Annotated in this window: 11 protein-coding genes and 1 tRNA gene; 8 read left to right on the top strand and 4 right to left on the bottom strand. The window is 27.8% G+C overall.

Annotated features, from left to right (window positions below; genetic code table 11):
* Positions 1-30: 30 nt before the first annotated feature.
* Genes pheS through B9N70_RS05660 form a run of 5 tightly spaced genes read left to right on the top strand, consistent with a single transcriptional unit; the run spans position 31 to position 6,815 of the window.
* Complete coding sequence (pheS, locus tag B9N70_RS05680; protein WP_085114830.1) at positions 31-1,098, top strand: phenylalanine--tRNA ligase subunit alpha; 1,068 nt, start codon at positions 31-33, stop codon at positions 1,096-1,098.
* Positions 1,095-3,503, top strand: coding sequence for a phenylalanine--tRNA ligase subunit beta (pheT, locus tag B9N70_RS05675; protein ID WP_085114829.1), 2,409 nt, complete (start codon positions 1,095-1,097; stop codon positions 3,501-3,503). The genes pheS and pheT overlap by 4 nt, the downstream gene beginning before the upstream one ends.
* 5 nt (positions 3,504-3,508) lie before the next feature.
* A complete protein-coding gene (gene lepA / locus B9N70_RS05670; protein WP_085114828.1) occupies positions 3,509-5,314 on the top strand; it encodes a translation elongation factor 4 in 1,806 nt (601 codons plus the stop codon).
* Between the two features lie 3 nt (positions 5,315-5,317).
* Entirely contained in the window at positions 5,318-6,019 is a 702-nt protein-coding gene (locus tag B9N70_RS05665) for a hypothetical protein (protein WP_085114827.1), read from the top strand.
* Positions 6,012-6,815 (top strand): glycosyl transferase family 17, encoded by an 804-nt coding sequence (locus tag B9N70_RS05660; protein ID WP_085114826.1) that lies wholly within the window; start codon positions 6,012-6,014, stop codon positions 6,813-6,815. Before B9N70_RS05665 ends, B9N70_RS05660 begins: the two co-directional genes overlap by 8 nt.
* Here the strand turns inward: B9N70_RS05660 and B9N70_RS05655 are convergent.
* Positions 6,803-7,600 carry an NAD-dependent epimerase/dehydratase family protein gene (locus B9N70_RS05655; protein ID WP_085114825.1) on the bottom strand — a complete coding sequence of 266 codons (798 nt, stop codon included), beginning with the start codon at positions 7,598-7,600 and terminating at the stop codon, positions 6,803-6,805. The genes B9N70_RS05660 and B9N70_RS05655 overlap by 13 nt on opposite strands.
* Positions 7,601-7,678: 78 nt before the next feature.
* Here B9N70_RS05655 and B9N70_RS05650 point away from each other — a divergent pair.
* From B9N70_RS05650 to B9N70_RS05640, 3 genes are all read left to right on the top strand, one after another.
* A tRNA-Ser gene (locus B9N70_RS05650) sits at positions 7,679-7,768 on the top strand.
* 114 nt (positions 7,769-7,882) lie between these two features.
* Positions 7,883-9,940, top strand: coding sequence for a DNA gyrase subunit B (locus B9N70_RS05645; protein WP_085114824.1), 2,058 nt, complete (start codon positions 7,883-7,885; stop codon positions 9,938-9,940).
* 1 nt (position 9,941) lies between these two features.
* On the top strand, positions 9,942-11,222 hold the full coding sequence (locus B9N70_RS05640) for an ActS/PrrB/RegB family redox-sensitive histidine kinase (RefSeq protein WP_085114823.1): 1,281 nt from the start codon (positions 9,942-9,944) through the stop codon (positions 11,220-11,222).
* On the opposite strand, the gene B9N70_RS05635 is transcribed toward B9N70_RS05640, so the two are convergent.
* From B9N70_RS05635 to B9N70_RS05625, 3 genes are read right to left on the bottom strand one after another with little or no spacing between them, the layout of a single operon-like run.
* Positions 11,219-13,021: a cobaltochelatase CobT-related protein gene (locus B9N70_RS05635; RefSeq protein WP_085114822.1), complete on the bottom strand. Its 1,803-nt coding sequence runs from the start codon at positions 13,019-13,021 to the stop codon at positions 11,219-11,221. The genes B9N70_RS05640 and B9N70_RS05635 overlap by 4 nt on opposite strands.
* Positions 13,021-13,995, bottom strand: a complete 975-nt coding sequence (cobS, locus tag B9N70_RS05630) for a cobaltochelatase subunit CobS (RefSeq protein ID WP_085114821.1) — start codon at positions 13,993-13,995, stop codon at positions 13,021-13,023. Before cobS ends, B9N70_RS05635 begins: the two co-directional genes overlap by 1 nt.
* Positions 13,979-14,512, bottom strand: coding sequence for a J domain-containing protein (locus B9N70_RS05625; RefSeq protein ID WP_085114820.1), 534 nt, complete (start codon positions 14,510-14,512; stop codon positions 13,979-13,981). The genes cobS and B9N70_RS05625 overlap by 17 nt, the downstream gene beginning before the upstream one ends.
* Between the last annotated feature and the right edge of the window lie 6 nt (positions 14,513-14,518).

Raw genomic sequence — 14,518 nt, 5'->3', positions numbered from 1 at the left:
TTTTATTTCTTTAAGAAATAATCTGTATTCATGTCTGATATTAAAAAAATTAAAGAAGAATTTCTTAATAAATTGCAGGGTGATTTAAGTTTATCTGAAGTTAATCAATTTAAATCAGATTTATTTGGTAAAAATGGAATCATTTCACTCGAGTTTAAAAAAATTGGCCAGATACAAGAGAGTGAAAGAAAAAAATTTGCATCTGATTTAAATGAGATAAAAAATATTTTACAGAATCAAATTGATTTTAAGATTAATAAAATTGAAGAGCTTGAGATAAATGAGAAACTTAATAGAGAAAAAGTAGATGTAACACTTCCCTCAAGACCATATTTGAAAGGAAAAATTCATCCGGTATCACAAACCATAGATGAAATATCTTCTATTTTTTCAGAAATTGGTTTTAGTGTTGAAGAAGGACCTGATGTAGAAAATGAATATAACAATTTCACTGCATTGAATACACCAGACAATCATCCGGCAAGAGATATGCATGATACTTTTTATCTTGATGATAATAAGCAAAAACTTTTAAGAACCCACACTTCCCCAGTTCAAATTAGAACAATGTTAAAAGATAAACCTCCATTTAAGATTATTGCACCAGGAAGAACTTACAGGTCTGATAGTGATCAAACACACGCTCCTATGTTTCATCAAGTTGAGGGATTGCATATTGATAAAAATATAAACATGGGACATTTAAAAGGATGTCTAAATTATTTTATAAAAGAATTTTTTGAAGTTGATAAAATAAAGATGAGATTTAGACCAAGTCATTTCCCATTTACTGAACCTTCTGCAGAAGTTGATATTGGATATGAAATAAAAAATGGAAAAATAATAATCGGTGAGGGTGATAAGTGGTTAGAAATATTAGGCTGTGGAATGGTGCACCCAAATGTTTTAAATAATGTAAATGTAGATAGCAAGATTTATCAAGGTTATGCATTTGGCATAGGTATTGATAGACTTGCAATGCTAAAATATGGAATAAATGATTTAAGAGCATTTTTTGAATGTGATTATAGATGGCTTAATCATTTTGGTTTTGATCCATTAGATGTTCCTAGTAATTATAGAGGCTTGAGTAGATGAAAATTACTTATGATTGGTTAAAAGATCACCTAAAAACTAAATCTACTGAAGCTCAATTAATTGAAAAATTGACGGATATAGGACTGGAAGTAGAGAGTGTAGAGACACCATCTTCAGACTCAGATTTTTTTAAAATAGCCAAGATAATCAAAACAGAAAAGCATCCAGACGCAGACAGACTAAAAGTTTGTGATGTTGATGTTGGAGAAAAAGATTTACTAAAAGTTGTTTGTGGTGCTCCAAATGCAAGAGAAGGATTATTTACTATTTATGCACCTCCAGGAGCTATCATACCAAAAAATAAAATGAAGTTATCCATAAGTAAAATAAGAGGTGTAACTTCTTTTGGAATGCTTTGTTCAGAATCAGAATTAAGTTTATCTGAGGAAAGTGATGGAATAATAGAATTAGATCAGTCTAAATATAATAAAAAAATTGGAAAAAAATATTTTTCTAAAAATCAATCAAATTTAATTGATTTATCAATTACACCAAATAGACCCGATTGCTTAGGTGTAAAGGGTATCGCAAGAGATCTTGCATCAACAGGTTTTGGAAAGTTCATTGAAACAAAAGAAAAGAAAATAAAATCTAAATTAAATCAAAAAATTAAAGTTAAAATTAATAAAGAAAAAAACCAGGGCTGCACTTCATTTGGAAGTTGTTTAATAACAAACATAAAAAATTGTGAAAGTCCCAAATGGTTAAAAGATAAATTAATTTCTATTGGTCAAAAACCGATATCAGCAATAGTTGATGTAACGAATTATGTTATGCTAGATTTGAATAGACCACTTCATGCATATGATGCAGACAAAATCAACAAAGGTATAATTGTAAGAAATTCACAGAAAGGTGAAAAATTTACTGCCTTAGATAACAAAGATTATACACTTGAAAAAAACATGTGTGTAATTTCAGATAACACAGGTGTTCTGGGTTTAGGAGGAATTATTGGGGGCACAAGGTCTGGAACTGAACTTGATACAAAAAATGTATTAATTGAGTCAGCATATTTTAATCCAAGATCAATTAGAAAAACTTCAAAATTATTAAATATTGATACAGATGCCAAATTTAGATTTGAAAGAGGGATAGATCCTTTATCAATTGAACAAGGAATTAATAGAGCGGCAGAATTAATCAAAGAAATTTGTGGTGGAGAAGTAAGTAAAATTGATATTCAAAAAATTGAAAAATTTGAAAAAACGAAAATAGAATTTGATACAGATTTATTTGAAAAAATTTCTGGATTTAAAATATCTACTAAAATAATGATACAGATATTAAAAAACTTAGGTTTTGAAATAAAATCTGGCAAGAATACTTTAAAGCTTCAGGTTCCTTCATGGCGACCAGATATTACTCAGCCGATTGATATTGTGGAAGAATTAGTAAGAATAAATGGATATGAAAAAATAGAAATTATAAATCCAGAAAAAGCAAGAACTAAGCCTACATTAACAAAAACTCAGAGACAGTTTCATTTTTTACAAAGATCTCTTGCATCGAAAGGATATTTAGAGGCTATTACTTGGTCTTTTACTGACTCTAAAATTAACGATTTTTTTAAAGAACAAAAAAAATCAATAGAGATTGTTAATCCAATAAGTTCAGATTTAAATGTTTTAAGAAACTCAATTTTTTCAAATTTAATTTTATACCTAAGAAAAAATCTTGATCGTGGCTTTAAAGATATTTCTTTATTTGAAATAGGACCTGTTTTTTTCGGGTCAGAGCCAGGTGAACAAGAAACTGTAATTGGAGGTTTGAATTCAGGTAAAAAATCAAGATTATCATGGTTTCAAGATGAGAGAAATGTTGATGTCTTTGACGCAAAACAAGTGGTACTTCAAACTTTGGAAGAAGCCGGCTTTAATCCAAATAAACTTTTTATTGATGATATTACACCAAATTATTTTCATCCTGGAAAATCAGGGAGAGTTTTTTTAAATAAAGGTAAAGAAAATATAGCAGCTTACTTTGGTGAGTTGCACCCAAACATTATTAAAAAATTAGATATAAAAACCGAAGCTTTAATTGGTTTTGAAATTTTTATGGATAATTTGAAGGTTACCAAAAAAAATTTAAAGGATCAAAAATCTAAATTTGAAGTTTCAGATTATCAAAAATCTGAGAGAGATTTTGCATTTGTAGTTGATAAAAATTTCATTTCTCAAGATTTAATGGATGTAATTTATAGTGTTGATAAAAATTTAATTAAAGATGTTAAAATTTTCGATGTTTATGAGGGTGAAAATATTTCAGAAGATAAAAAATCCATAGCTATTAATGTTACAATTCAATCAAATGAAAAAACTCTTAAAGAGCAAGATTTAGATTTATTAAATAAGACTATAATTGAATTAGTAGAAAAAAAAACTGGTGCAAAAATTAGATCATAGAAATAATGGATACTATCGATCATATTAGAAATTTTGCAATTATTGCTCATATTGATCACGGAAAATCAACTATCGCTGACAGAATAATTCATAAGTGTGGTGGATTGACTGAAAGAGAGATGAAGGCTCAAGTTTTAGATTCTATGGATATAGAGCGTGAACGTGGAATTACAATTAAAGCTCAAACTGTTAAATTAAATTATAAAGCAAAAGATGGAAAAAATTATATTCTAAATATAATAGATACACCTGGTCATGTTGATTTTAGTTATGAGGTATCTCGATCATTATATGCATGTGAGGGATCAATTTTGATTGTAGATAGTACACAAGGTGTTGAAGCACAAACGCTCGCAAATGTTTATCAAGCTTTAGATATAAATCACGAAATAATTCCAGTATTAAATAAAACTGATTTGCCAGCCTCAGATATTGAACGTACAAAAAAACAAATTGAGGATGTAATAGGTATTGAAACTGAAAATGCTGTTCCTTGTTCAGGAAAAACAGGTGAGGGAATAGAAGATATATTGGAAAAAATTATATCTTTATTGCCAGCTCCAAAAGGCAAAACTTCTGATGATTTAAAGTGTCTGCTAGTTGATAGTTGGTATGACACTTACCTAGGAGTTGTAATTTTAGTAAGAGTTATAAATGGAAAATTGACTAAGAATATGAAGATCAAAATGCTTTCTACAGACCAAGATTACATCGTAGAAAAAGTAGGTGTATTTACACCAAAAGCAAGAGATATGGATGAACTAAATTCTGGTGAAATTGGTTTTATAACAACTGGTATAAAAGTTTTATCTGAAACTAAAGTTGGTGATACAATTTGTGACGCAACCAAAACTAAAGTTGATGCTTTACCAGGTTTTAAACCAAGTAAGCCAGTTGTATTTTGTGGTTTGTTTCCGGTTGATAGTTCTGAGTATCAAAAATTAAAGGATGGTTTAGCTAAATTACAATTAAATGATGCAAGTTTTTCTTTTGAAGCTGAGTCGTCATCAGCACTAGGATTAGGATTTAGATGTGGTTTTTTAGGTCTTTTGCATCTTGAAATTATTTCTGAAAGACTTGAAAGAGAATTTGATGTTAATCTTCTAACCACAACTCCAGGAGTTGTATATAAAGTTAACCTAAATAATGGAGAAGTATTAGATCTTCAAAATCCTTCAAGTTTACCAGATCCAACTTTAATAAAAACAATTGGGGAGCCTTGGATTAAAGCAACAGTTATTACACCTGATCAATATTTAGGTTCGATAATAAAACTTTGCCAGGATAAAAGAGGCATACAAACTAATTTAACTTATTCTGGAAATAGAGCAGTTTTAAGTTATGAGCTTCCATTAAACGAAGTTGTTTTTGACTTTAATGATAGAATTAAATCAATGACAAGTGGTTATGCAAGTTTTGATTATGAGATAGCAGAGTATAAAGAAGGTGATTTAGTTAAGTTAGGAATTCTAGTAAATGGAGAACCTGTTGATGCTTTAGCCATGATGATACATAAAGATTTTGCACAAAGGACTGGAAGAGAAGTATGTGAAAAATTGAAAGATTTAATACCTAGACATAATTTTATGATACCTGTACAGGCTGCTATTGGAGGAAAGATAATAGCAAGAGAAACTATAAAAGGATTTAAAAAAGACGTTCTAACTAAAATTCATGGTGGAGGTGCCACAGATAGAAAAAGAAAACTTCTTGAAAAACAAAAAAAAGGAAAAGCAAAGTCAAAACAATTTGGGAGAGTTGAAATACCACAAGAAGCATTTATTGGTGTTTTAAAAATTAACAAGGAATAGAATATGAAATTTATAAGAAATTATTTAAGAAAATTAAGATATGAATTGAAATTTCTTTCAAAAAAAAAAGAAGTAAAAATGTCATACATAGGTAATGCAAACGTAAATAATGATCTAGAAAATTTAATGAACATTCATGGAAGTGATAAAGGTGGAAGAAATAATCATCACAATTACGCAAGTTATTACTCTGAAATTTTTTATCATAAAAAAGACAAGGTTAAAAATTTTTTAGAGATTGGACTTGGGACTAATAATATAAACATGTTAAGCAATATGGGTAAAGATGGAGTGCCACTCGCTTCTTTACGAGCATGGAGAGATTATTTTAAAAATGCTAACATCTATGGAGCAGACATAGACAAAGATATCCTAAAAGATGAAGATAGAATTAAAACTTTTTTTGTTGATCAAACAAATCCTAAAATTATTAAAGCCATGTATCAAAAAATAGGTGTCGACAAATTTGATATAATTCTGGAAGATGGTTTACATGAATATAACGCTAATATTTGTTGCTTTGAAAATTCTATTGATATGTTGGCTGATGATGGAGTTTATATAGTTGAGGATGTTTATAATAAAGATCAAAATAAATTTATTCAATATTTTAAAGAAAAAAATTATCTTTTCACAATTGTTGATATTTATCATGATAACAATAAATCTAATAACTGCATAATAACAGTTAGAAAAAATGTATAAACTAATTGATTGTATTACTTTTTATGATGAAAATTTTTTAGTTAATAGTAGATTTGAAATTCTTAAAGACGTTGTAGACTATTTTATTGTTTGTGAGTCTAAATTTGATCACAGAGGTATTTATAAAGGAGTTAATTTTAATTTAAAAAATAAAGATTATTCAAATAAAGTTAAACATATAATTTTAGATGAAAATTTTCCTGAGGCTGATGATGGTTGGAAAAATGAGGAATATCAGCGTGAAAAGTTAATGTTAGAAGTAAAAAATTTTCAGGAAGAAGATTTTATTTTTTTTTCTGACTCAGATGAAATTCCTAATCCAGAAGTTCTCAAGAATTTTTCAATGACCAAAAAATATGGAATTTTTTTACAAAAATGTTTTGTTTATAAGTTAAATTTGTTTAATAGATATGAATCGCCTTGGGAAGGAACTCGAGTTTGTAAAAAAAAATATCTAAAAAGTTTTAATTTTTTAAGAAAAAAAATTAGATTGAAAAATTTAAAAAAACCTTTTTGGAAATTCAATATTGATAAAGATATTCAAATTTTTCAAGAAGGAGGCTGGCATTTCAATAATTTATACTCAGTTGAAAAAATTTCAAAAAAACTCAAAACTTCTCCACATCAGGAATTTAGTGATGAAAAATATTCTAGCGAGCAAATTATTCAAAAAAAAATTAGTAATTTTCAAGATTTATATAATAGAGGACATATTTATCAAAAAATATCAATTGATAAAAATTTTCCTAAATATTTTTTAGACAATATAACCAAAATTAAGGATTACATTTTATAACAATAATCTAGTAATGATTTTTTACTTAATTTAAGATTTATATTTTTCAATAATTTTTTATTATTTAAATAAAAACTCTCATCTTTAATTATTTTTTTTTGTTTGAATTTTTTTAAAATTTTACCTTTTCCAAGAGCATTTAAAATTTCATTAATAAATATTTTTTCTCCTATAGAAACATTAAAGATTCCTTTTAAATCTTTCTGCAATATTTTTAAAAATATTATATTAAATTGATCAATCGATAAAAAATCTTTAAAATAATTTTCATAATAAATTGTCTTTTTATTCTTTTGATATTTAAAATAGTTATCTATAAAGTTGTAAGATACTTTTCTGTTATATCTTTTATGTTTGCCAATTAAATTTGAAATTCTTAGAATTAAATAGTTAGATTGATAATTATTTCTAATATATCTTTCAGTAATCAATTTATTTTTAGAATAATTTTCTTTTGCTAATAATTTACCTGTTTCCCTTATATTTGCTCTTGGTGCATAAACTTTTCTTGAGCTAAAAAAAATATATTTTATTTTTGAATTTTGTATTTTATCAATAATTAATCTGTCAATATCATTTTTTTTATTATACCTATTTTTAACATATTCTTTTTTAATTGAAGAATTACAGATATGAGTAAAAGTATTTATGAATTTACTTTTTAATAGAATAAATTCTTCAAATGAAAAAATTCTTACTTTAATTTTTTTTTTTAAAAATTTATAAAGATTATTAGCAATAAAGCTTTTTTTTCCTATCAGTAATAATTTTTTTTCATCTAACATAAGTATTTTATACCTTTGAAAATTTAAAATTTAAAATAAGTTCATTTGCGTTTATTAAATATGATATAAAATTTATGTGGAGAGGTGGCCGAGTGGTTGAAGGCGCACGCTTGGAAAGCGTGTATAGGGGCAACTCTATCATGGGTTCGAATCCCATTCTCTCCGCCATTAAATAAGGCTTTATTTGCAACATAAATTTACTAATATTAAATATTATTATAAAATTTATATCAGCAATTTTTCTTAAAAAATGATATATTTCTTCATTTCCTAATATTAAAAATGACAAATAAAAACACCTACCAAGCAGACTCTATTAAAGTACTTAAGGGCTTAGAAGCAGTTAGAAAAAGACCCGGAATGTATATTGGGGACACAGATGATGGAACTGGCCTTCACCATATGGTTTACGAAGTTGTAGATAACTCTATTGATGAAGCATTAGCAGGATATTGCAAAAACATTTTTGTTAAAATTAATTCTGATGGCACAATCACAGTAAGAGATGATGGTCGTGGTATTCCAGTTGATATGCATAAGGGGGAAAAAAAATCTGCAGCAGAGGTAATAATGACCCAACTCCATGCTGGAGGAAAATTTGATCATGATTCATATAAAGTTTCAGGTGGATTGCATGGCGTAGGAGTTTCAGTTGTAAATGCATTATCCGAAAAATTAGAGTTAGAAGTAAATAGAGATGGTAAAAAATATTTTATAGAATTTAAAAATGGTGAAGCAAAAAAACCGCTTAAAGAATTAGGAAAATCTAAAGAGACAGGTACACAAATTACTTTTTTGCCATCTAAAGAAATTTTTTCATCTACAAAGTTTAGTGCAAATGTTCTTATAAAAAGAATGAGAGAATTAGCTTTTCTAAACAAAGGAATTAAAATTATTTTTACAGATGCAAGTTTAAAAAAAGAAAAAGTTTCAGAATTTAAATTTGATGGAGGGGTGCTAGAGTTTGTAGAATTTTTAGATGAAAAAAGAGAAAAATTACAAAACAAAAATGGTAATGATCTATTTAAAAAGCCAATTTATATTGAAGGTAAAAAAGATAATATAGAAATAGAGTGTTCTTTGAAATGGAATGCAGGATATTCTGAAGACGTACTTCCATATACTAATAACATTTTTCAAAAAGATGGAGGCACACATGTTTTGGGTTTTAGAAGTGCTTTAACCAGAATTATCAATAAATACGCTAATGAACATAATTTATTGAAAAAAAATAAATTAACTATTTCTGGAGATGATATCAAAGAGGGTTTAACTTGTGTTTTATCAACAAAAATTCCTGATCCAAAATTTTCATCACAAACAAAAGATAAGTTGGTTTCTTCAGAAGTTAGGATGATCGTTGAGACTATTGTAAATGAAAAACTGTCAATTTGGTTTGATCAAAATCCTTCGATTGCAAAAATTATTCTTGCAAAAATAATTCAAGCAGCAATGGCAAGAGATGTAGCAAGAAAAGCGAGAGAGAATGTAAGAAGAAAAGGAGCTTTAGAATTAAGTGGCCTACCTGGTAAATTAGCAGATTGTCAAATTGGAAAACAAGATGGGACGGAACTATTTATAGTTGAGGGAGATTCAGCAGGAGGTTCTGCTAAACAAGGAAGAAATAGATCTAATCAGGCAGTCTTACCTTTAAGAGGAAAAATATTGAATACTTATGTTGAAGATACTCAATTAAAAAAAAATGGCAATAAAGATAGTTCAGAGCAAAAAACAAAAGCCATATCAAAAATGATTTCATCTAATGAAATTGTTACTTTAATAAATGCATTAGGTTTAGATCCAAAAGCTGAGGAAATTGATCTTAAGGATTTAAGATATGGTAAAATTATAATTATGACAGATGCTGATGTTGATGGTTCACATATAAGAGCTTTGTTATTAACCTTTTTTAATAATAAACCATTTAATAAGCTAATAGAGCATGGCCATGTATATTTAGCTCAACCTCCTTTATTTAAAATTAATAAAGGCTCTAAGGGCATATATATCAAAGATGAAAAGGAGCTAGAAGAATACATAGTTAATAATCATAAAGATTTAAAAAAATGTAAACGAGGTTCAAAAGAATTTACTACTCGAGTTGATGAAGAAAAATCTAAGATGAATATTCAAAGATTTAAAGGATTAGGAGAAATGAACCCAGAAGAACTGTGGAGCACCACACTTGATCCAGAGACTAGGAATTTACTTCAAGTTCAATATTCCAAAGACTTAAAAAAGGATCAAAGCTTAATTCATACACTCATGGGTAATGATGTTGCTTTGAGAAAAGATTTTATAATTTCTAACTCTATTAATGTCCAAAATCTAGATATATAAGATGAAGTTTTTTGAAACTTCAAAATATTTTTCATTAAAAAAATCTACCTATATAACGTTAAGATGGATTGGTTTTTTTGGACAGTTTTTAGCAATCTTTACTGTTAATACTTTCTTAGGATTTGAGTTTAATTTTTTATTAACAAATTTTATTGTGTTATTAGGAGTATTAAGCAATTTATTCCTAATATATATTTATAAAAAAACACAGCTTTCTGAAAGATCAGCTTTTATATTTTTAATCATAGACATATTACAGTTAACGTTTCTTTTGTATTTGACGGGTGGTGTTGCAAATCCTTTTATAATCTTTTTAATCATACCAAGTATTTTTTCATCTTTTAATTTAGGTTTTAAAATTAATGTGTTTATTGTTGTAATTACGTCTATATCAATTTTATCATTAACTTTTTTTTATCAACCACTACCAAGCCCTTTAAACTTAACTACTTCAATTAATGATTATGTATATTATTCTATTCCTCTAGCACTTATCTCAGCATTAATTTTTATGAATTATTTTGCCTTGGCTTTTGAGGATCAAACTCGATTAAGAAAAGAAGCTTTGAGTAGAATGGATGAAGTAATGGCAAAAGAGCATGAGCTTTTGTCTTTAGGTGGGCAGGCAGCAGCAGCAGCCCATTCGCTTGGAACTCCTTTATCTACAATTAAATTAGTTTCACAGGAATTAAAGAAACAATTTAATGATCAAAAAGATGTAGAAAAAGATATTGAACTACTAGTCAGTCAAGTTGATCGATGTAACGAAATTTTAAAAAGATTAAGCTTAAATAGCAACGATGAAGATGATTTTATTGATGAAGATTTATCAATAAAAGATTATTTAGATGAAATCATAACCTCATTTGAGAATATAAGTGATAAAAATTTTATATTTAATTTTGATCAAAATTCCAATCACCAAAAAATTATAAAGTCTATTGAGATCATATATGGATTAAGAAACTTTATAGGGAATGCCAATAAATTTGCAAAAAACAATATTTTTATAACTTTAAAAAGCGACAGCGAAACTACAGAAATTACTATCGAGGATGATGGATCAGGTTACCCAGGTGATATATTACCAAAAATTGGTGAACCATATTTAAAGACTTTTAATGCTGATCAGAAATCAAGAGCTGGTCTAGGATTGGGTATCTTCATTGGAAAAACTCTTTTAGAAAAAAATTTTGCAAATGTTAACTGTAGAAATTCTAAAACTCGAAGTGGTGCTGAAGTTATAATTAAATGGAAGAATAAAGATTTATTTAATATTTAGTGGAGCTTTTTTTTACTATCAAATAATGAGCTTAATTGAGAAATCATAACATCTCCCAACTCATTAACATCTGTTATCTTAATTGCTCGGTTATAATATCTTGAAACATCATGGCCTATTCCTATCGCTAAAACTTCTATCTCAGTTTTATCTTCAATAAATTTTACCATTTTTTTAAGATGTTTTTCTAAAAAATCTCCTGAATTTACTGATAAAGTTGAATCATCAACTGGAGCACCGTCTGAGATAACCATCAAAATCTTTCTCTCTTCTTTTCTTTTTTTTAATCTAGATAAGGCCCAATTAATGGCCTCTCCATCTATATTTTCTTTAAGCAAACCCTCTTTAAGCATTAATCCAAGATTATTTTTTGCTTGTCTCCAATGAGTATCTGCACCTTTATAAATGATGTGTCTTAAATCATTTAGTCTTCCAGGAGTTTTAGGTTTATCCTGTTTATTCCAAAACTCTCTACTTTGACCACCTTTCCAATTTTTTGTGGTAAAGCCTAAAATTTCAACTTTGACAGAGCATCTTTCTAAAGTTCTAGATAAAATGTCTGCACATATAGCAGCAATAGTGATTGGTCTTCCTCTCATAGATCCAGAGTTATCAATCAACAAGGTTACGATGGTATCTTTAAAGTCTAGATCTTTTTCTTTTTTAAAAGATAAAGAATTATAAGGATCCATAATAATTCTTGGAAGTTTTGAACTATCTAATAATCCTTCTTCTAAATCAAATTCCCATGCTCTATTTTGTTTTGCTAATAATTGTCTTTGTAATTTATTTGCGAGTTTTGTTACTACATCTTGAAAACCAATGAGTTGTTGATCTAAAGTTTTTCTAAGCTTATTGGCTTCATCTGCATTTTCTAAGTTTTCTGCTTTAATAATCTCATCAAATTTCGTCGTATAGATTTTATATTCTAGATTTAAATCATTGATATTCTTTTTTTGGATAACTTGCTCAGAACTTTGTTTATCAGAATCTGTATCAACTAACTGTTCATCTAATTTGTATTCATCAATATCATAGTCAGAATCCAAGCTGGCTTCAGTTTCTTGTTCTTTATTTTCATCTTTTTGATCTTCTGTTTCACTCTCTTGATCGTCATTTGATGGATTATCCTGACCTTCATCCTGATTATTTTCTTTTATTTCCTCATTATCCTCAGTTTGAAATATATCCATATCTTGTAATAATTTAGAAAATTTAGAGCAATATGCATTTTGGTCTTCAAAGTTATTTTTCAAAAAATTAATATGTTTGCTTATAGATTGATCAAAATCTTGTTCCCAAAGATTTAACATTTTAGATGAAAGAGAATTTAATTTTATATCATAAAAATTTTTTAGCATATAAAGTTCGAAAGCTTCAGTTACAGGGACATCTTCTTTTGTTTTGAGCTGATCTTTTCTTTTTAGATTGATCATTTGGCTGTAATTATCTTTGAGGTTTTTTTCAATACCTTTAAGCATTTTGCCGCCTAAAGTTTCATATCTAATTTTTTCTGCAATTGCATATAAAGATTTACAATTTGAGTTATTTGGAAGATTTTTCTTATAAATTTCATCGTTAGAAAATTTTCTTTTTAAAGCAGAGGAATCCGCCTCAGCTCTTGCTTTTATAAAATCTATTTTACTATTAAGATTATCTAATTCGAAAAAATCAAATTTATTCGAACTTTTATTGTCTTTATTCTTTTGTTTAATTTCTAGATCATCAGAAATAACTCTGATAGTGGATGCTAAAGCCTGTCTTAATTTTTCTTTGAGATTTGTTTCTTTATCACTCATTAAATTTGAATATTAAGCAAAGACTCAGGTAAATCTTCCCCAAAACATCTTTGATAATATTCTGCGATGGTATTTTTTTCCATTTCATCACACTTGTTTAAAAAAGTTACTCTAAATGCATATCCTGTGTCTTTGAATATTTCAGCATTATCAGCCCAATGTAGAACGGTTCTTGGACTCATTACAGTTGATATGTCTCCAGCTATGAAACCTTTTCTTGTTAGAGCTGCAACTTTTATCATATTTGCAATTTTTTCTTTACCTTTCGGATTATCTAAATTCTTATTTTTACCTAATATAATTTCCATCTCTCTTTCTAAGCTTAGGTAGTTAAGAGTTGTAACAATATTCCATCTATCCATTTGTCCTTGGTTAATTTGTTGTGTCCCATGATAAAGTCCGGTTGTGTCCCCCAAGCCAACAGTGTTTGAGGTTGCAAAAAGTCTAAAATATTTATTTTGTTTAATAACTTTATTTTTGTCTAAAAGTGTAAAATTTCCTTCAGCTTCCAAAACCCTTTGGATTACAAACATCACATCTGGTCTTCCTGCATCATATTCATCAAACACTAGTGCAACTGGGTTTTGAATTGACCAAGGTAAAATACCTTCATTGAATTGAGTTACTTGTTTACCGTCTTTTAAAACAATTGCATCTTTACCAATAAGATCAATACGACTAACATGACTGTCTAAATTCACCCTAACACATGGCCAATTTAATCTTGCAGCTATTTGCTCTATATGAGTTGATTTTCCAGTTCCATGATAGCCTTGGACTAAAACTCTTTTGTTGAACGCAAAACCAGATATTATTGCAAGGGTTGTGTCTCTATCAAATTTATAAGTTTTATCAATTTCAGGCACGTATTCACTTTTTTTAGAAAAAGCTTCTATTTCCATATCAGAGTCAATGCCAAATGTTTGTTTAACAGAAATTTTGATATCAGGTTTTGAATTAAGATTCGGTGTCAATTTTTTCTCTATATGTATTTTTTAGCTGAGTATAAGCTAAGGTTATTTGTTTAAGTTTTTCCTCGTATTTTTTGTTTCCAGCATTTATATCGGGATGAAATTTTTTGACAAGGATTTTAAATTTTTCTTGAATTTTTTGCCATTTTAAACCAACAGATACCCCTAAAATTCCGAAAGCTTTAATATCTTTGTGATCAAATTTAAATTTACTCATATGATTAAACTCACCTTTTAATTTATCTTTGTCTAGTTCATCTCTCAGAGTGTTATTCCACAAAACTTTGAAAAAATTATCAGATGAGCTGAAGCTTTGAGTTGGTTTATGCCAGATCATATCAGATTTTAAAAAGTCAATTACCTGATCATCATTCATACCTGAAAAATAATTCCAATTTTTATTAAATTCTTTTACATGCTCTAAGCAAAGTAGGCGATATTTTTTGCTATTATCTTTTTCAACAGGCGCTTTATATTCACCAGTTTCATTACAATTATTCCAGTCACATATGTTTTTCATGGTATA

It is taken from the genome of Candidatus Pelagibacter sp. HIMB1321, from assembly GCF_900177485.1.
Classification (GTDB): Bacteria; Pseudomonadota; Alphaproteobacteria; order Pelagibacterales; family Pelagibacteraceae; genus Pelagibacter.
This window is presented reverse-complemented; position numbering and strand designations above follow the sequence as displayed.